The organism is Bacillus sp. NPDC094077, from assembly GCF_050279465.1.
Classification (GTDB): domain Bacteria; phylum Bacillota; class Bacilli; order Bacillales; family Bacillaceae_G; genus Bacillus_A.
The window spans coordinates 275,217-292,703 of sequence record NZ_JBNNUF010000003.1 but is presented as its reverse complement, the minus strand read 5'-3'; the positions used below and the strand labels follow the sequence as shown (position 1 = coordinate 292,703).

At 35.8% G+C, this 17,487-nt stretch carries 20 protein-coding genes and 1 riboswitch; of the genes, 9 read left to right on the top strand and 11 right to left on the bottom strand.

The genetic code is table 11. From position 1 onward, the window contains the following. Nucleotides 1-6 precede the first annotated feature (6 nt). The 5 genes from phnX to ACQKNR_RS10155 all read right to left on the bottom strand — a co-directional run bounded on the left by phnX (nt 7) and on the right by ACQKNR_RS10155 (nt 5,060). Nucleotides 7-801 (bottom strand): phosphonoacetaldehyde hydrolase, encoded by a 795-nt coding sequence (gene phnX, locus ACQKNR_RS10175; protein ID WP_427317495.1) that lies wholly within the window; start codon nt 799-801, stop codon nt 7-9. A 21-nt stretch (nt 802-822) separates the two neighbouring features. Continuing rightward, nucleotides 823-2,580 carry a putative 2-aminoethylphosphonate ABC transporter permease subunit gene (locus ACQKNR_RS10170; RefSeq protein ID WP_427317494.1) on the bottom strand — a complete coding sequence of 586 codons (1,758 nt, stop codon included), beginning with the start codon at nt 2,578-2,580 and terminating at the stop codon, nt 823-825. Beyond that, nucleotides 2,581-3,582 carry a putative 2-aminoethylphosphonate ABC transporter ATP-binding protein gene (locus tag ACQKNR_RS10165; RefSeq protein ID WP_427317492.1) on the bottom strand — a complete coding sequence of 334 codons (1,002 nt, stop codon included), beginning with the start codon at nt 3,580-3,582 and terminating at the stop codon, nt 2,581-2,583. A gap of 19 nt (nt 3,583-3,601) precedes the next feature. Next, nucleotides 3,602-4,678 (bottom strand): putative 2-aminoethylphosphonate ABC transporter substrate-binding protein, encoded by a 1,077-nt coding sequence (locus tag ACQKNR_RS10160; protein ID WP_427317490.1) that lies wholly within the window; start codon nt 4,676-4,678, stop codon nt 3,602-3,604. A gap of 229 nt (nt 4,679-4,907) precedes the next feature. After that, nucleotides 4,908-5,060, bottom strand: a complete 153-nt coding sequence (locus ACQKNR_RS10155) for a hypothetical protein (RefSeq protein WP_000240799.1) — start codon at nt 5,058-5,060, stop codon at nt 4,908-4,910. A gap of 146 nt (nt 5,061-5,206) precedes the next feature. Between ACQKNR_RS10155 and ACQKNR_RS10150 the strand changes: the two genes are divergently transcribed. Then, nucleotides 5,207-5,542 (top strand): DUF3905 domain-containing protein, encoded by a 336-nt coding sequence (locus tag ACQKNR_RS10150; protein ID WP_427317488.1) that lies wholly within the window; start codon nt 5,207-5,209, stop codon nt 5,540-5,542. Nucleotides 5,543-5,580: 38 nt separating this feature from the next. On the opposite strand, the gene ACQKNR_RS10145 is transcribed toward ACQKNR_RS10150, so the two are convergent. The 5 genes from ACQKNR_RS10145 to phaR form a co-directional block, all read right to left on the bottom strand. Then, complete coding sequence (locus tag ACQKNR_RS10145) at nt 5,581-6,930, bottom strand: TrkH family potassium uptake protein (RefSeq protein WP_427317486.1); 1,350 nt, start codon at nt 6,928-6,930, stop codon at nt 5,581-5,583. A 23-nt stretch (nt 6,931-6,953) separates the two neighbouring features. Further along, complete coding sequence (locus tag ACQKNR_RS10140; RefSeq protein ID WP_427317484.1) at nt 6,954-8,147, bottom strand: NAD(P)/FAD-dependent oxidoreductase; 1,194 nt, start codon at nt 8,145-8,147, stop codon at nt 6,954-6,956. A 94-nt stretch (nt 8,148-8,241) separates the two neighbouring features. Further along, nucleotides 8,242-9,327, bottom strand: coding sequence for a class III poly(R)-hydroxyalkanoic acid synthase subunit PhaC (gene phaC, locus ACQKNR_RS10135; RefSeq protein WP_193411523.1), 1,086 nt, complete (start codon nt 9,325-9,327; stop codon nt 8,242-8,244). Nucleotides 9,328-9,410: 83 nt separating this feature from the next. Next, nucleotides 9,411-10,154 carry an acetoacetyl-CoA reductase gene (locus tag ACQKNR_RS10130; protein ID WP_193411524.1) on the bottom strand — a complete coding sequence of 248 codons (744 nt, stop codon included), beginning with the start codon at nt 10,152-10,154 and terminating at the stop codon, nt 9,411-9,413. A 150-nt stretch (nt 10,155-10,304) separates the two neighbouring features. After that, nucleotides 10,305-10,787 (bottom strand): polyhydroxyalkanoic acid synthase subunit PhaR, encoded by a 483-nt coding sequence (gene phaR, locus ACQKNR_RS10125; RefSeq protein WP_427317482.1) that lies wholly within the window; start codon nt 10,785-10,787, stop codon nt 10,305-10,307. A gap of 198 nt (nt 10,788-10,985) precedes the next feature. On the opposite strand from phaR, the gene phaQ reads away from it, so the two are divergent. From phaQ to ACQKNR_RS10085, 8 genes are all read left to right on the top strand, one after another. Next, nucleotides 10,986-11,438 (top strand): poly-beta-hydroxybutyrate-responsive repressor, encoded by a 453-nt coding sequence (gene phaQ / locus ACQKNR_RS10120; RefSeq protein WP_000903021.1) that lies wholly within the window; start codon nt 10,986-10,988, stop codon nt 11,436-11,438. Nucleotides 11,439-11,480: 42 nt separating this feature from the next. Further along, nucleotides 11,481-12,005, top strand: coding sequence for a polyhydroxyalkanoic acid inclusion protein PhaP (phaP, locus tag ACQKNR_RS10115; protein ID WP_427317479.1), 525 nt, complete (start codon nt 11,481-11,483; stop codon nt 12,003-12,005). A 101-nt stretch (nt 12,006-12,106) separates the two neighbouring features. Beyond that, nucleotides 12,107-12,550 carry a MaoC family dehydratase gene (locus ACQKNR_RS10110; protein WP_074651549.1) on the top strand — a complete coding sequence of 148 codons (444 nt, stop codon included), beginning with the start codon at nt 12,107-12,109 and terminating at the stop codon, nt 12,548-12,550. Nucleotides 12,551-12,696: 146 nt separating this feature from the next. Next, nucleotides 12,697-12,882, top strand: coding sequence for an alpha/beta-type small acid-soluble spore protein (locus ACQKNR_RS10105; protein ID WP_000241210.1), 186 nt, complete (start codon nt 12,697-12,699; stop codon nt 12,880-12,882). A gap of 113 nt (nt 12,883-12,995) precedes the next feature. After that, the gene (locus ACQKNR_RS10100) at nt 12,996-14,315 is read left to right on the top strand and encodes a TrkH family potassium uptake protein (protein WP_427317477.1); all 1,320 of its coding nucleotides are present in this window, start codon (nt 12,996-12,998) and stop codon (nt 14,313-14,315) included. A gap of 38 nt (nt 14,316-14,353) precedes the next feature. Further along, a riboswitch (yybP-ykoY riboswitch) is annotated at nt 14,354-14,519 on the top strand. A 90-nt stretch (nt 14,520-14,609) separates the two neighbouring features. Further along, a complete protein-coding gene (locus tag ACQKNR_RS10095; RefSeq protein ID WP_427317475.1) occupies nt 14,610-15,404 on the top strand; it encodes a TerC family protein in 795 nt (264 codons plus the stop codon). A 202-nt stretch (nt 15,405-15,606) separates the two neighbouring features. Then, nucleotides 15,607-16,458: a formate/nitrite transporter family protein gene (locus ACQKNR_RS10090; protein WP_427317474.1), complete on the top strand. Its 852-nt coding sequence runs from the start codon at nt 15,607-15,609 to the stop codon at nt 16,456-16,458. 379 nt (nt 16,459-16,837) lie between these two features. Then, on the top strand, nt 16,838-16,999 hold the full coding sequence (locus ACQKNR_RS10085; protein WP_427317472.1) for a hypothetical protein: 162 nt from the start codon (nt 16,838-16,840) through the stop codon (nt 16,997-16,999). Between the two features lie 168 nt (nt 17,000-17,167). Here the strand turns inward: ACQKNR_RS10085 and ACQKNR_RS10080 are convergent, their stop codons facing one another. Beyond that, complete coding sequence (locus ACQKNR_RS10080; RefSeq protein WP_427317470.1) at nt 17,168-17,479, bottom strand: cyclic-phosphate processing receiver domain-containing protein; 312 nt, start codon at nt 17,477-17,479, stop codon at nt 17,168-17,170. Nucleotides 17,480-17,487 lie beyond the last annotated feature (8 nt).

Sequence of the window (17,487 nt, the reverse complement as noted above, 5' to 3'; positions counted from 1 at the left end):
CCCCTTTTATGAAATAATAAGTTCTTGTTTCTCGATATGTTCAATTACGCTTTCGAGTTCCTGCATCGTTTCGATCGTAAAGTGTGCCCCGTTTTCAATGAAACGATTACGAACTACTTCCATTTTTTCGCGAAGCGCTACCGGATTCATATTTTCAACTTCCTCTTCCGTTAAACCGAGCTCACTACTGCCAAGAATTACACCAACTGTCCACATTCCAGCATTTCTTCCCTCTTTCATATCTGATACCGTGTCTCCAACTTTTATCATATGATTCATTGGATATACACCAAGTTCCATCGCATTTTTATAGCACATCCACGGATATGGACGACCTGCTGGAACATCATTTGGTGTCACAAGAAAATCAGGTTTATACCCTTGTAGTGCTGCTTCCTTTGCTACAATGTTCATCATTTCTCTCGTATAACCAGTTGTTGAACCAATTTTAATGCCTCTTTCACGTAAAGAAGCAATCACTTCTTTTACTCCATTAATCGGCGACGCATAGCGCGGTAAAATAGCGAAGAGAATTTCTTCAAATTCTTCATACATTTCATGAATGTCTGCTTCTGTTGGTAATTGTCCGAAGACACGATTCCACTCATTCACAATACGAGGCATCTCTGTTAGTGCCCTTACATGATCTATTTTTAATAATCCCATTGGCTTACGTGCTTCTTCAGCTGTAATTTCAACTCCACGTTTATGGAAAATCTCCATAAATACTTCCAGTGGTGCAAAACATCCGTAATCAACTGTCGTACCTGCCCAATCAAAAATAACTGCTTCTATTTTCATTTTATCCATCACCTTTCTTACTTATCTTTTTTGCCATTGCGAAGTTCGGTTACGAAGAGCTTTCGTTCCCCATTCATATACAACTCTCACTACAATATTTGTAACAACAATAAGTACACTCATCGCAGCTGCTGGTGCCACATTTCCTGCATCATCCATATTTACAATCGATACGGCAGCTAGTTTAAAATCAGCTGCGTACAAGAAAACAACCGCCGATACAGTTACCATTGCGTTTACGAAGTAATACATAACCATTTCTAAAATTGCTGGTAAACACATCGGGACTGTTACTCGAAAGAATGTTTTATAAAACGGAATGCCCATCGACTGTGAAACAAGTTCAAACTCTCGATCTAGTTTCTTTAAAGCGGTCGTTGCCGTAACGAATGTTACAGAGTAAAAATGAATGATATTTACTAATACTAAAACGGCAATTGTGCCATATAAGGAGTGAAACGGATTCGTTACTGAAAATCCAAGGATTTGAATCGTTGGTTGACTAAAGAAAAAGACGTATCCTAACCCAAGCACTAAACCTGGTATCGCCAAAGGTACGATAGAGAAAAAGTAACCTGTTTTCCGGAAAAATTGTAGCTGATCTATTTTCTCAATTGCATATGCGAATACAAATGTTAAAATCGCCCCAATAACAGCTGTAATTGCTGAAACGATTACGCTATTTTTAAACGCTTCAAGTCCATCCCCTGTTAAACTTGAAAAATTAAAATGCTCAAATGTAAAGCTCATATTATATGGCCATACTTTCACACTTGCAGCAATACCGACTGCAACAAACAAAAGAATAATCATAAGAGTAATTACACTACAATATATAAATGAGATTACATCCCTTTTCTTATTAGCTGTTATTCTGTATGGTACTGCTTTTGAAGATAAGAAATTCGCCTGCTTTCTTTGCGTAATACGATCAACTGCAAAAGCAAAAATAGCTGGGATTAATAAAATCATTCCGACAGTTGCACCCATCGGCATATTTTGCTGTCCAATTACTTGCTTGTATACGTCAGTAGCAAGTACATTATATTGCCCACCAACAATTTTTGGTGCCCCAAAATCAGTGAAACTAAGTGTAAACACAACGAACATTGCACTAATTAATCCGTACTTTACACTAGGTAAAGTAACAGTGAAAAATTGCTTTGTTTTACTCGCTCCTAACATATTAGAAGCTTCATATAAACGGTAATCAGAACCTTGGAAAGCAATTAATAAAATAAGGAATGCTTGTGGAAATGTATACATAACTTCAGCCATTACAATTCCTACTGGTCCGTATAAAGGGATTTGTATACCTTCAAATAAACCAAACATCCCTTTTGTTATTAACCCTTGATTACCAAATAAATATGTAAGTGCTATACCATGCATCATCGTTGGAGCGAATAACGGTAATAACGCTACATATTGAAATACACGCTTTCCAAAAACATTCGTACGGGCAATTGCATATGCGTAAACGAATGCGAATGCAACTGAAATAATTGTTGTAACTCCCGAAATCCATACCGTATTTTGTAATGACTGAACTAAAGTTGGTGTTGTAAAATATTTACTGAAATTCGCTACACCAACGAAAGCTCCATCTTTATCATAAAAAGCTTGTGTAAATAGTTGTAATAGCGGTAATACAAGTATGATAAGAAAGGAAAGCATCATACCAATAATTACGAGCCTTTGGATCCATTCCTCTTTTCCTATACTTCTCTTAATCTTTTTTTTCGTACTTTCTACCTTATAGTTTTCTAACATCTCCATCTATACAATGACCTTCTTTCCATATGACAACATATGATTTTCTGAGAAAGAGATTTGAATGGGCTTTCCTTTTCTAATAGCCGTTGCCTCTACTTCCGATGCCAATATATCCACTACAATTTTCTCATTATAAAGATGTGTTTTCTCTTCTATAACCCGCACTTCTGTCCGGTATACAGATCCACGAAACTCCATACTTTCCACAACTGTCCTAATTCCATCCTTTTGTACAACTGTTACATGTTCAGGACGAATTGCATGTTCTTCGTTATTTTTCGAAAAGAAATTAATAGAACCAATAAAATCTGCCACAAACGGATTGGCTGGTCTTTGATAAATTTCCTCTGGTGTTCCAATCTGCATAATTTCCGCATGATTCATTACAACAATTTTATCAGCCATCGTTAATGCCTCTTCTTGATCATGCGTTACCATAATCGTAGTTACTCCTATTTTTTCTTGCAAATCACGCATTTCTCTACGCAACTTTTCACGCACTTTTGCATCTAAAGCAGATAACGGCTCATCAAGTAACAAAATATCTGGAGACAGAGCGAGCGCACGTGCAAGTGCTACTCGCTGCTGTTGTCCACCAGACATTTGAGCAGGGTATTTATCTTTTACATTCAGCAAATCAACAAGTTCTAACGCAGCTAGCGCTTTCTCTTTTACTTCTGCTTTCCCATATTTTTTTGTCTTTAAGCCATATTCAATGTTTTCAAGTGCTGTTAAATTTGGAAATAGTGCATACGATTGAAAGACCATTCCAAAGTTCCTTTTTCCAGGCGGCAATGCTGTCATATCTTTTCCATTCACAGCTATACTACCTGTCGTTGGTTCTTCTAACCCGGCTAAAATGCGAAGCAACGTCGTTTTTCCACAACCACTTGGGCCTAATAAACAAACAAACTCATTTTTTTTCACTGTAAAAGAAATATCTTTTAACGCTGTAAATGCATCAAACTGTTTTTGAATGTGTTGAATTGATAAATATTCGCTCATTTTTCTCTCTCCCACTTACTTACTTTTTAGGTTCTGCTTTTTGGCCAAACTCTTTTTCCCAACGCTCTAAAATTTTGTCACGATTCTCTGCTGCCCATTTGAAGTCATTCTTTTTGTATAACTTTTCTGTTACATCTTTAGGGAATCCATCTGGAAGTTTATAATCATTTTTAATTGTCGCAAATCCATTTTTCTCGAAGTATAACTTCATTACATCATCTGTAATTGCCCAGTCTAAAAATGCTTGCGCTAATTTATCATTTTTTGCATTATCTTTCTTAATAAGTGCATTCGCTTCTACTTCCCAGCCTAACCCTTCTTTCGGTAGTACAACTTCAACTGGTGCACCTTTTTGTTTCTCTTTCAAAGCACTATAAACCATTGATACGCCAACTGGATATTCACCTGCACCTGCTAATTTCGCTGGTTTTGAACCGGAATGTGTATAAGTTGCCATATTATCATGAAGTTTCTTCATGTAATCCCAGCCCTTATCTTCTCCCATAATTTGTAGCCATGCAGAAACTGTTAAAAATCCTGTCCCAGAAGAAGCTGGATGTGGCATTACAAGCGTTCCTTTATATTCAGGTTTCGTTAAATCTTCATATGATTCTGGCATCGGTAAATTTTTCTTCTTTAATTCTTCTTTATTTACAGCAATCCCCGTCATAAATGCAGTATTACCTACCCATTTTTCTGGTTTCTTATCATCTTTAAATTGCGGAAGGACGCGATCCGCTCCTTGTGGAGAGTATTCTTTTAACATATCTTTTTTCTCTAAAGCTAATAGACTAGACGCCGCAGTTCCCCATACAACATCTGCTTGTGTATTTTTCCCTTCAGCTAGCAATTTCGCTGTAATAACTCCTGTTGAATCACGAACAATGTTCAACTTCACATCTGGGTATTTCTTTTTAAAGGACTCAAGATAAATTGGTACAAGTTCTTCTTCAATGGCCGTGTAAACAGTTAATGATCCAGATAATTTATCATCTTTTACTTTTGCCCCGGCGCTTTCTTCCTTCTTTGCACCACACCCCATTAATAACGAAAATACCATTCCAGTTGCTACAGCTTTAAAGATTGTTTTTTTCACTGTTTCTCTCTCCTTTTACAAATCTTATGTACAATTCAAATATAAACAACTAGTGTAAAAGCAGTATTAAACCAACATTAATCTTTTGTTTGTTGTTTGTTTTTGTGTAATACGTTGCTACTTCTATGTTTTTTCGCATTTTTCTGCCAATAGAAAACAATGAATTTACAAATAATTAAAAAAACCTTTATAATCCCACAAAAAAAATGAGGCGTTTGTAAAAAACGCCTCATTTTTGTTTACCTTTTTTTGAATTACGATTTGCATACTTTGCGCTATTTTCTCCTTCATACTCTAATGCAAATTCTGCATCTGGTAAGCTTTCTTTCGGAGTTTTATTATTGTTGATTGCCGCGTTTTGTTTCACTTTTCTTTTTACCAATACATTCACCTGCTCTCAAGGATTCACTTTCTACTCTAGTTTGAAGCAATCTGAAATAATTATTACTGGCAAGTGTTAACAAGTACATAAGAGACTCTAGATGGAAATACTACATATGAACAAATCATTAAAAAGGAGCGATTATTTTGCAGAAGAAAGAAAAAATCCAGTCGCCAATTTTAGACGAAACGCTCCCGCATCAAATGAACTTTCCCTCTTTTAAGGGAACAGGAAAAAAGATGCAACAACCTTTTATGAATCAATATGAAATTGTAATTGGAGACAGTAAATATGATTCTGAGAACAGTCCGCTTCACAACTGGAGTGATGAGGTAGATCCTGCCATTATGGCAGGAGAAGAATGGATTCATCCTACAAATGATATCGGATGGATTGCAGAAGAAAATCAAGAATTGCTCAAAAACGAAGCTGATAACAAAAATGAAACTTTTATGCATCCTCAATTTGGCATTAACGACTAAAAAACCATTCTACCTAACATAGGTAGGATGGTTTCATACTATCCAATAATAATTCGTTCTTTCGGATACTTATAGCGAGGTGGTTGTTCTCTTCCACCGCTAGCTAATATAAATGTTAAAATACCAACACGTCCGATAAACATAAGTACAATGAGTACAAGTTTCCCCACAGTTGTTAAATCTGAAGTAATCCCTGTCGATAGTCCAGTCGTTCCGAAAGCAGAACAAACCTCAACAATTAAGCTCATAAGCGGCACATTTTCCGTAATGGATAAAACAAATAGCGCTGTGGCACATAATAAAATCCCCATCGTCATAACGACAGATGCTTTCAGCACATCCTCTTCATGAAGCTGACGTTTGAAAACTCGGACTGTTCTTCCGCCCTTTGCAAATGTATATAACGATAATATACTAACCGCAAACGTTGTTGTACGTATCCCGCCCCCAACCGAACTAGGAGATGCTCCTATAAACATTAATATACTCATAAATAAAAGCGTTGGTTGTGACAATTCACGTATGTCCATTGTAGCAAGCCCACCACTTCGCGTCGTCACAGATTGGAATAATGTATAAAATACAGTTTCATGCCATGACTTTCCTACTAAGAAATGATTTCGTTCTAATAGAAAAATCATAATTGTTCCAACAATAACAAGTGCAAAAAATGTTGTTGTCGTCAATTTTGTAAATAACGAAAAGCGGAATAGTTGTTGTCTCCTCTTACTCAAGAATTGCTTTACTTCCATTAACACTGGGAAACCAATAGCGCCTAAAATAATAAGTAACATATGAATCATCTGAACAATATAATCTTTTTTGTACGGAATCAGTGATTGTCCAGTTAAATCAAATCCTCCGTTCGTTGTTGCACTAACAGCGGCAAAAAAACCGTGAAAATACGCTTCTTGCCAAGTCGGAAAATACATTAGAAATCTAGTACCTAACAGTATCGCTCCAATGAGTTCTATTGAAATAATTACAATTAAAATAGAACGCATTAATTCCACAAGACCTGCCAAATTTCCTTGGTTATGGTCTGCCATAATTAATCTTCTTCTTTGCAAACCAATCTTTTTACCCGTTATAATCCAAACGAATGTACCAAGTGCCATAATTCCTAATCCACCTAATTGTAAAATAAGGGCTAAAACAATAATTCCTGCCGTTGTAAACGTATCTGGAATCGTAACAACAGAAAGCCCTGTAACACTTACAGCACTAACAGATGTAAACAGCGCATCTATAAATGTCCATTTCACACCAGGCTTCGTAACAAATGGTAAACTAAGCAAAATTACCGATACAACTACCGCTAGTAAATAAAATAAAACGATAAGCTGCACGGGACGTAATTTTTGTAAAAGTTTTTTTATCTTTCTCATTCCATCACTTCGCTACCTTTTTTCTATCGATTAAATAAAGAAAAATCATCACTTTCTTTATTTGTAAATAACTGCTGAAATAGTTTCGCAAATACCATTCCGTATACAGTTCCATTTCCCCCATACGGCAGTGCGTAATATAAATTATGTATCTTTTTATCTTCTTTTAAAATAGGAAGACCGTCATGACTACCACCAAATGCCGCTGCCCAATAGTATTCTGCCTGTATATTATTAAACTGTGGGAACATTTCTTTTACAATATTAATAAGGATATCACGCTTATGCAATAATTTCGTATCGCCGATATTCTGAATTTTCAGCGCCTCATCTAATCCGCCTACAATAATGCGATTTTGATACGTTCGAAAATACAAGTATGGACGTGCAGTTTCCCAAATTAATGATTGCTCATGCCAACCTTCAAATTGATCTATCTTATTTGTCACAACTGCATAAGATGTTTCTACTGTTGTGTTTTTTTCTTTCTTGCCAAAAAGCGGTTCATAACCTGTTGCCATAATAATATTCTTTGCTACGATTTTATTTCCTGTTTTCGTGTAACAAATTAAATCGTCTTGGAGCTTTTTTATATGTATTGCCTCTGTATGTTCATATATAGTGGCTCCTATTTGATTTGCTTTATGCAAGAGACTATGCGCTAATAAATACGGATTCACCTCGGCATCACCGTGCGTATATAACGCGGCATGTTTTGTAAAAGAATAACGCTTATTAATGTCAGATTCTGTAAAATATTCAACTGGAAATCCATAATTTTGTAACGTATTATATTCCTCTTGTAAAAATGAGATATCCTCACTATTACTTGCATAATATAAACTATTTCGCGGAATAAAATGGGGATTTATATCGAGAGTTGGTACAACTTTCTCCATTGTTCTGAGCGCTTCATAACAAAGGCTATATGCTCGCACCCCTTTTTCTTTACCAAATGTATGAATAAGAGAGGTTAACGATTTATCATGAAGAAATTGTAATAATCCTGTATTGGCAGCTGTGCTACCACGTGAGATTACATTTTTTTCAATAAGCATAACACGCATGCCAATTTTCGCTAACGAATACGCTATATGAGCACCTGCTTCTCCACTTCCAACTACGAGCACATCACATATCATATCATTTTCTAACGTTGGATAACAAGGTACAGAAACTCCATCACTCCAAAACACCTTACCAGTCATAAGCTTCATAATTATACTCCTACAATGCAAATTTCTCCTTTCTATGTTTTGTTATTTCCCATAAAAAAATCCAACTAACACGTGTTAGTTGGATTTTTTATTTTTAATTAGAACGCTCTTCAAGCCAATTTCCAACTGTCGGATATGTTTGCTTTACAGCCGTTCCACCATACACAATAGACATATGCCCTGTCGGTAAACATACATATTGTTTATCTGTGCTAGAAATATGATCTAGCAAAGCTTCTACTTGACATGGCAGAGCAATATGATCACGTTTCGCGGAAATATTTAAGACATTCGCCTTAATATTTGCAAGGTCTACCTTTTGTCCGCGAATAACGAGTTCACCCTTCACTAATTTATTATTTTGATAAAAATCACGGATCCACTGTCTGTATGATTCACCAGGGAAAGGAATACCATCGCCAACCCACTTTTGAACTAATCTCCAGCTTTCGACGAAGCGCTCATTCTCTGAACGATCCACTAAAGCAACATATGGACCGACAAAGTTTGTAATTGGTTTTAGCATCTTGTTTCCGAAATCAATCATTTCCGGTGGAATATTTCCGAATGTATCAACCGCTTTATCTAAATTGAAATACTTCTCATCTAATAAAGGACCATATAATCCTGTTTCAGAGAAATCAAAAGGACTGGTCATAAAGATTAAGTTGCGAATTGGCATGTGCGGATGAAGTGCCGCATAAATAGACGTTAGCGTTCCACCCATGCAATAACCAAGTAAAGAAATCTCGTCCGATTTTGCAGTTCGCATTACTTTTTTCACAGCTTTTGCGATATAATCAAACACAAAATCATCAAATTTCAAATGACTATCTTCTAAACCAAATGTGCCCCAATCAAGCATATACACATCAAAACCACGATCCACTAGATATTCCACTAAACTATTTCCAGGAGTTAAGTCCATAATATATGGCTTATTAATAAGAGCATATATTAATAGAATTGGAACTCTTTGTGTTTTTTCTTGTTTTGGAATGTAGCGATAAAGCTTTGTCTTATTCTTCGTCCAAATAACCTCTTTCGGCGTTAACCCTACTTGTGGCTCTGGTTCGCGTAATAAAATTTCACTCGCCCTTTTCACTCGGCGGTATGCTTTTCGGTACTCTTCTGGGTATAACTCTAATTGCTTTTCCCATTCTGTTACGAATGTAGTCATTTTTCTATCTCCTTTTTGGTCGATTTCCTTCTTAAAGAAAGAAGTGCATTCCTGCTATGGATATGCACTTTTTTCTTAGTTCATTACATATATAATCCGCCGTTAATATTTAATTGCTGACCTGTGATATATGCACCGTCACGGCATAGGTATACTACACCTTTTGCAATTTCTTCAGCTTGACCAAAACGTTTTTTCGGGATTTTAGAAACGATTTTTTGACGAACATCTTCTGGTACTTCTGCTACCATTTCTGTATCAATAAACCCTGGGCAAATAGCGTTTACAGTTACATTTGTTTTTGCAAGCTCTAATGCTAATGATTTTGTAAATCCTAGCATACCTGCTTTTGCTGCTGAGTAGTTTGTTTGTCCAAATCCACCCGCTTGGCCAATGATAGAAGAAATGCTAATAATTCTACCTTCTTCCGCTTCCGTTATGTATGGAAGTACCGCGCTTGTCGTATTAAATACGCTACTTAAATTCACGTCAATTACGCGCTCCCAATCTTCACGATTTAACTTTTTGAATGTACGATCTCTTGTAATACCAGCATTATTAACAAGAATATCAACTTTACCAAAATGATTCACTGCTTCTTCTACAAGTCGGTTTGCGTCTTCTACTTTAGAAACATCCGCTTGAACTGCATAAACGTCATGCCCTTCTTTTCCTAGTTCATTTACTAAGTTTTCAGCTGCTTCTTTACTGCTGTTATAGTTAATAACAACTTTTGCTCCCTCTTGTGCTAACGCTACTGTAATCGCTTTTCCAATTCCTTTTGCCCCACCTGTTACGATTGCTACTTTTCCATTTAATTGAACCATTTCTTTTCCCCCTTAAATGAATTTGTGAACGATTATTATGAATCATTTTGGTACTCATACTATGGAGTCCCTATATAATTATGTTTCGCTGTTTATACACGAAAAGAGATTCTCCCTCTCTCTTTTACATGTTATAAACAAGCGCTATTATCATTTTTTATTTTCTGGCTTATTCGTAGGTTTCGCTTCTTCTTTTACAGGTTCTTGTAATTTCGCTAGTACTGCATTTTGCTTTTCTAGCAATTCTAAAATTTGATCAACTTTCGTTTCTAACGTGCGAATATCTTGTTTTACTTTCGTAACATCACGCTTTAATGTAGGAGCTTGTCCTAAAGACTCTACCTTCTCTTCTAGAAACTCCTCGATGTTATCTACTTTATTTTCTAAGTTAATAACAAGCGTAGCCACTCTTGCGATATCCTCTTTCGTCGGCACATTTACTTGTTCTAAATAGCTTTTTGTCGTATCATTTAATGCTTTTTGATAAAACAAATTCAAATCTAGAACGCTGCCCATCCAAGCAGAATATTCCTCTGTTTTAATTGTTTCATTGAGCGCTTTTCCCCAAAACGTTTCGGTTTGTTCATAAGCATTTTTCCATGCTTGTAGTGGATCGAATTTTTGATCAATCACTTTACCTACACTCCCTTTTTTGTTTTTGAAACAATTCAACCTATTCATTATTTTCTAATATTCTGAATAAAACTTCAAGTCTATATTTTATTTTTTTCTATTTTCTAACAAATGTGTTGACTTTAAAAACAGATAGGTGTAAATTGCACTTATAAGCAAAAAATTCCATCTAACTGATTCATGAGGTGATGCACAATCATGCTACATAATGAACCAGAACAACGCGAAAGTTTGGAGAACAACCAAGCGAAACAACCAAACTCCATGCCAAAAAACTTCTTAGTTCCCTTCTTGCTTCTCTGTCTAAAAGACTGGAGTCTTCATGGTTACAAACTTATTCAAATGCTAATGGATATCGGCTTTTCTTCTGTTGACCAAGGTAATGTATATAGGACACTACGTAAATTAGAAAAAGAAAACCTCATTTCTTCTACTTGGGATACAAGCGAAGGAGGGCCAGCAAAAAGAATTTATTCTTTAACTGAATATGGAGAGAAATATTTAGCAACATGTGCAACTTCTTTTGAGCATTACCAAAATATGCTGCGAACGTTTTTCACGTTATATACGAACGCATTCTTTCCATTTGCCACTTCTCCAGAAAAGGATGAAAAGGATTCTTCATCTTCACCTGGTGGTACAGCAGAGTAATCTGCGTTCACAATATGCAAAAAAACATTTGGGGGTCAAACAATGGAAACTAAACCATACGAATTGGTCGATGCATTTTGGAAAAACTGGTCTCAATCACTTTCCCTTTTCTCTTCAGCTGGGAAACAATTAGAGCAACTTACTTTAGAAACATTAAAACAACAACAAGACGCTTTGCATAAATTAACATCAGGAGTAGATGAACTAGAAAAAGAACTACAACAATTCACTGCTCAGTTCAATAACCAATATACAGATTACGTGAAGCAATTAACTGGAAACTCCTTAAACGATCAAATTAATGAGTGGCAAGACAAGTGGAAGGAACTTTCTGCTCATATGCATCAACTTACTGTTTCTCCTACAAAAACATCTTTGTCAATTCTCACACAAACAAGCGGGCAATTTGAAGAAACAACAAAACAATTTATTGAACAACAACGATTACAACGTGAAGAGGCTCAAAAACAGTTAGAAGGTTTTTTGGAAGAGTTCAAGTCAAAACAGTTGGAACTCGCAAAAAAGTTCGAGGAAAACTCAAAAAATCTATTTACTTCCATCAAGTAAGAAAAATGTGGGAGCTAACTGCAGCACAAACAAAACTCTTTCTTCCTCCTACTACATCAAGATGGCTGGCATTTTTCGATATGGAAAAGAAGGAGGCCAAAATGAATCCATTTCAAGAAGCACAAACTGTTCCGGAGCTTCGTTATGATGAGATTCAAGTCGGTGATCAAGCATCCCTAACAAAAACAATTACGGATGAAGATATTATCAATTTTGCAAAATTGACTGGAGATGTAAATCCTATTCATATTTTAGACTCTTTTGCAAAAACAACAATGTTTAAAGAACGTATTGCTCATGGCATGCTCGTTTCGAGTTTTATTTCTACCATCCTTGGAACGAAACTCCCGGGCAAAAATACGATTTATTTATCTCAAAACGTTTCATTCCGTGCTCCTGTCAAAATCGGTGATACACTTCGTGTAGTGGCAGAAGTTATTAAGAAGCGTGACGATAAAAAAATCATTACGTTGCAAACAAACATATATAATCAATCGGGTGATATCGTCGTGGAAGGTACAGCGACAATACTAAAAAAAGAGTAGCAAATTTGCTACTCTTTTTTCTATCCAAGAACTTCTAATCACACCGATTACTTCCGTGTATGAGCACGCCGTTTCCACATAAAATAACGTTACCAGTTTATATAGTACTTAGCTAAACTGGACTACTCATAAGGATGTGTATCAACATGGTAAAAACAAACAAATTACTAGTCCCAGGTGCAGAACAAGCGCTTGAACAATTTAAATATGAAATTGCACAAGAATTTGGTGTAAACTTAGGATCTAATACAGCATCTCGTTCTAACGGATCAGTTGGCGGGGAAGTAACAAAACGCCTTGTTGCTTTAGCTCAACAACAATTACGCGGATAATTATATAACATATGGCTTAGAGGCAGATATTCTCTGCCTCTTTCTTTTTTAACATACATACTAGCGCTTCTTCACATACTAGTAAGAATAAACTGAAAGGAACGATATGTAACATGAAACGGATTAACATTAGCATGAGCCCTCCTCGTGTTCTCACTTTATCTTTTATTTCATTATCAATTATCGGTACATGCTTATTAAAACTACCAATTGCTACAACAACGTCTATTTCATGGCTCGATGCTTTATTTACAACAGTTTCTGCTTGTACTGTTACTGGGCTTGGTGTTGTAGACACTGGAAAAGTATTTACTTTGTTTGGACAGTGTGTCATTTTAACCCTTATACAAGTGGGCGGACTTGGCATTATGAGCTTTGCTGTTCTAATTGCAATTATGCTTGGCAGAAAAATCGGTCTTCAAAACCGAATTTTGTTACAGCAAGCGTTAAATCAAACGAATATCGGTGGTGTCATTCGTCTTGCCAAAGCGCTATTCTTATTTTCTTTTACAGTCGAATGTATCGCAACTTTGCTTCTCTCTTTCGAATGGGTACCAAAATATGGTGTTGCTAAAGGGATATATTATAGTTTTTTTCATTCGATCTCTGCCTTTAACAACGCTGGTTTTTCTGTGTGGAGTGATAATTTAATATCCCATTCCCATAGCATTCTTGTCAATCTTGTTATTTCCTCTCTCATTATTTTAGGTGGGATTGGTTTTACAGTAATCGTGGATATAAAAAAAAAGAAAAACTTTAAAAACCTTACTTTACACTCAAAACTTATGCTCTCTTCTACTCTAGTCGTCAATATTATTGCTACAGCTTTTATTTTTATATTCGAGTTCCATAACTCTCATTCTATGAGGGGTTTTACCCCCTTTGAAGAAGGAATGGCCGCTTATTTCCAAGCGATTTCAACGCGAACTGCCGGATTTAATACCGTGGATATTTCTGCATTATCAAAACCTTCCCTACTATTAATGATGCTTCTTATGTTTATTGGTGCTGGCAGCGCTTCAACTGGTGGTGGAATTAAGTTAACAACATTTTTAATCATGTTTTTTGGCGTGTTTAAATTTTTACAAGAACAAGATGATATTGTCGTGTTTAAAAAATCCATTAAAGATACTCTCATTGTTAAATCATTGACCATTACCATTATTTCAATTTCATTTATCTTTTTTTCTATTTTAATTTTGAGTATTACTGAGCGAGTTCCTCTATTGATGAGTACTTTCGAAGTATTTTCAGCATTTGGAACAGTCGGCCTCAGCATGAATTTAACGCCCCACTTAACTATTATCGGTAAAGCCATCATTATCTTTATGATGTTTTTTGGAAAAATGGGACCTTTAACATTGGCTTTTTCATTTGCACGTAAAAAGAAACGGAAAATAAAATATCCAAATGAAGATATTTTAACAGGTTGACAACCGTATAAATTATCCATATAATGAAAATACAATAGCATATCTCCAAAGGGGAGTAGCGTCCAAGAATATTTCTTGGAAACAAAGTCGTCATTACGTAGAACTTAGTTCTTCCGGCTTTGTTGGCATTTTTATTACATATGTCTAGCAAGACCTTTGCCTATTAACGGCAGAGGTCTTTTTTGCATCCATTTCCAAATTCTTCCAAAGTTAATAGGCAGGAGTATGGGGAAACTAAATAGTGGGGAAATTCTTCACTTATTTAGTACTTATATAAATGAGAGGAGAATGTACATGGATGTATCATTATTATTGGAGTATGGTTGGGTATTACTCATCCTAATTGCACTAGAGGGGATTTTAGCGGCTGATAACGCTCTCGTTCTTGCAATTATGGTAAAACATTTACCAGAAGAAAAAAGAAAAAAAGCACTATTTTACGGATTAGCAGGAGCGTTTGTTTTCCGCTTCGGATCACTATTCATGATTTCGTTCTTAGTCGATGTATGGCAAGTCCAAGCAATTGGTGCCATTTATCTTATGTTTATCGCTGGTAATCATTTATTTAAAACGTATGTTAAAAAGAATGCGCCTGAAGAAACAGAAGAAAAAGAAACTGAGAAAAAACAAGAGAACTTCTGGTGGACTGTATTTAAAGTCGAAGTTGCGGATATCGCCTTCGCAGTTGATTCAATTTTAGCTGCTGTTGCATTAGCAATGACTTTACCGAAAACAGGATTAGGTACAATTGGTAGTCTTGATACAGGTCAATTTATTATTATTTTTGCAGGTGGACTTATCGGATTAATCATTATGCGATTTGCAGCATCTGCTTTCGTACAAATATTAAAACGTAAACCAGGGCTTGAAACTGCAGCATTCTTAATTGTAGGTTGGGTTGGTGTGAAATTAGCAGTTTATACGCTAGCACACCCTGCTTTAGGTGTCCTGCCTCATTCATTCCCAGAATCTACTCCATGGAAACTTACATTCTGGGGTGTATTAGTCGGAATCGCAGTTGGCGGTTGGTTCTTCTCGAAAGAAGTAGAAGTAAAAGTAGAAAAGAATTTAGACGAAAAAGCGCTGTAATCACAGCGCTTTTTTTCTCCTTTCAATCCCCTCTCTATTTTTAGAAAAAATTCCATTATACTACTTTTGTAACCGCTTTCCTCATTTATGTATGTCCTTTTTGTGAAACATTGCACAAACTTATTGAAACTGTGAACAATTCCATGTACTTTATTCATATAAAGAGTATTTATAGAAGATGTACTAAAGGAGCGTATTACTCATGCTAGAACAAGGATTAGATTATGTTGTCAAACTGGCTAAGAGCAAAAAGCAAATGCTAGATACAAACCCAATGCAATATTTCATACGTGCGGCACTTGCGGGTATTTATATCGGTTTTATTATTGTACTATGTTTTAAATTAGGTAACTTTTTTCACATGGCAGATTCACCAGCAACTTATTTAACCGCTTCTATGTTTTTCGGAATTGCTCTCGTACTCATTATATATGGCGGCGCTGAACTGTTTACTGGAAATACAATGTATTTCACAGTGGCAACTTTAAGAAAAGAAACAACAATTTCTGATACACTTCGTAACTGGGGTGCTTGTTATGCAGGTAACTTAGCTGGCGCTTTATTCTTTGCCTTACTATTTTATGCAACTGGCATTTTCAAAGCAATTGATCACGGTCATTTAATGAATACAGTTGTTGAAGGAAAGATGAACACACCTACAACGCAATTATTCTTTAAAGCAATTTTATGTAACTGGCTTGTATGTCTTGCCTGCTTCTTACCTTCCCAAGTCAAAGGTGATACAGCAAAAATAATGGTCATGATGCTACTTGTTTTCACTTTCTTCTTATCTGGTTACGAGCATAGCATTGCAAACCTATCACTGTTTGCCTTATCTTTAGTATCACCACATCCTGAGACAATTTCTTTTGCAGGCGCTATTCATAACTTAATTCCTGTTACAATTGGTAACATTATTGGCGGTTCCGTATTTGTCGGTATGGTATACCACTACTTAACAAAGAAAGCACCTGATGTTAAACAAGAAGAAACTGAAATCGCAGTAGCTCAACAAGAAGAAATCATTCCTTTACAAGCACATATGAAACATTAAAAACTCCAAAGTTTTACTTATCAAGACTTAAATTATAAAAATCCCTAAAAATAAAGGAGAGCACATATTATACATGACTAATATATACTCTCCTTTTATTCCATTAAAGCACCCGATTGTTGAAAATCACCAGACCTTTATTAGCTGGTTAGTTGAAGAAGAACTTGTTCCACAACCCTTAAGTTATGATACATAAAAAATTAATTTTTCCTCCTATAATCCCTTCAAGTCCGGCAATCTCCGTCTTTTGAATTCCCTGACAATTACTAAACCTAAGCCAAACAACTATAACATCTCTAGCGAAATAATTAACATATCTTATTCAAGAAAGTTTAGTTAACTAATAACATATATTTTATTGAAAGGGTGTGATTGAATTATGGATCGGCCAAACTGGGGCATTGGAGGATTAGTATTCGTTGGCTGCATGTTTCTTGGTGGAGGAGTGGGATCTATGTTAGGAAGTTCTCAAACTGGATGGCTGATAGGAATGGGTGTTGGATTTCTTGGGATGGCTTTGACGAGACTGATTAGAAAGTAATATAACGTGGGTTCTTCTTCCAGTAAATAAGAAGATATACATATTGAATTATATCTTCAACTTATGGTTATACATTCCGATATGTATGAAAAAAGAGGATATATGCACTCATACTTAACATATTATCCTCTTCTTATTATAGTCTGTTTAAGTTTTACTTTGGAGTTTTTAGCTCCCCGCATATTTCACGATAATATAAGCTTCAATTTCCCCTTGTTCTTTCCCCTTTTCAATTCTCTGTTGCATCTTATGCATACTGATGACATCATTTGTATGAAGATGAATTTCATTTACGTATAGACCCTCTTTACAGAAAGCTTCTACCAAATCTAATCCATTTTTTTGTCGCCATCCCATATTAAAATCGAGAGAGAGAATGTTCACATCTTGCTCCCGCACAATTTGTAGCGCAGATTCTACTGTCGTTGCCAACACGTATCCGAACGGACAAGTTCTTTGATCATCCATATACACATTCATTTTCTATT

Bases quoted from the DNA above. Each gene is read 5' to 3' on its own strand.
- phnX (WP_427317495.1), bottom strand. From the start codon at position 801: ATGAAAATAGAAGCAGTTATTTTTGATTGGGCAGGTACGACAGTTGAT.
- ACQKNR_RS10170 (WP_427317494.1), bottom strand. From the start codon at position 2,580: ATGGAGATGTTAGAAAACTATAAGGTAGAAAGTACGAAAAAAAAGATT.
- ACQKNR_RS10165 (WP_427317492.1), bottom strand. From the start codon at position 3,582: ATGAGCGAATATTTATCAATTCAACACATTCAAAAACAGTTTGATGCA.
- ACQKNR_RS10145 (WP_427317486.1), bottom strand. From the start codon at position 6,930: ATGAGAAAGATAAAAAAACTTTTACAAAAATTACGTCCCGTGCAGCTT.
- ACQKNR_RS10140 (WP_427317484.1), bottom strand. From the start codon at position 8,147: ATGAAGCTTATGACTGGTAAGGTGTTTTGGAGTGATGGAGTTTCTGTA.
- phaC (WP_193411523.1), bottom strand. From the start codon at position 9,327: ATGACTACATTCGTAACAGAATGGGAAAAGCAATTAGAGTTATACCCA.
- ACQKNR_RS10130 (WP_193411524.1), bottom strand. From the start codon at position 10,154: ATGGTTCAATTAAATGGAAAAGTAGCAATCGTAACAGGTGGGGCAAAA.
- phaQ (WP_000903021.1), top strand. From the start codon at position 10,986: ATGCTACATAATGAACCAGAACAACGCGAAAGTTTGGAGAACAACCAA.
- phaP (WP_427317479.1), top strand. From the start codon at position 11,481: ATGGAAACTAAACCATACGAATTGGTCGATGCATTTTGGAAAAACTGG.
- ACQKNR_RS10110 (WP_074651549.1), top strand. From the start codon at position 12,107: ATGAATCCATTTCAAGAAGCACAAACTGTTCCGGAGCTTCGTTATGAT.
- ACQKNR_RS10105 (WP_000241210.1), top strand. From the start codon at position 12,697: ATGGTAAAAACAAACAAATTACTAGTCCCAGGTGCAGAACAAGCGCTT.
- ACQKNR_RS10100 (WP_427317477.1), top strand. From the start codon at position 12,996: ATGAAACGGATTAACATTAGCATGAGCCCTCCTCGTGTTCTCACTTTA.
- ACQKNR_RS10095 (WP_427317475.1), top strand. From the start codon at position 14,610: ATGGATGTATCATTATTATTGGAGTATGGTTGGGTATTACTCATCCTA.
- ACQKNR_RS10090 (WP_427317474.1), top strand. From the start codon at position 15,607: ATGCTAGAACAAGGATTAGATTATGTTGTCAAACTGGCTAAGAGCAAA.
- ACQKNR_RS10085 (WP_427317472.1), top strand. From the start codon at position 16,838: ATGGATCGGCCAAACTGGGGCATTGGAGGATTAGTATTCGTTGGCTGC.
- ACQKNR_RS10080 (WP_427317470.1), bottom strand. From the start codon at position 17,479: ATGAATGTGTATATGGATGATCAAAGAACTTGTCCGTTCGGATACGTG.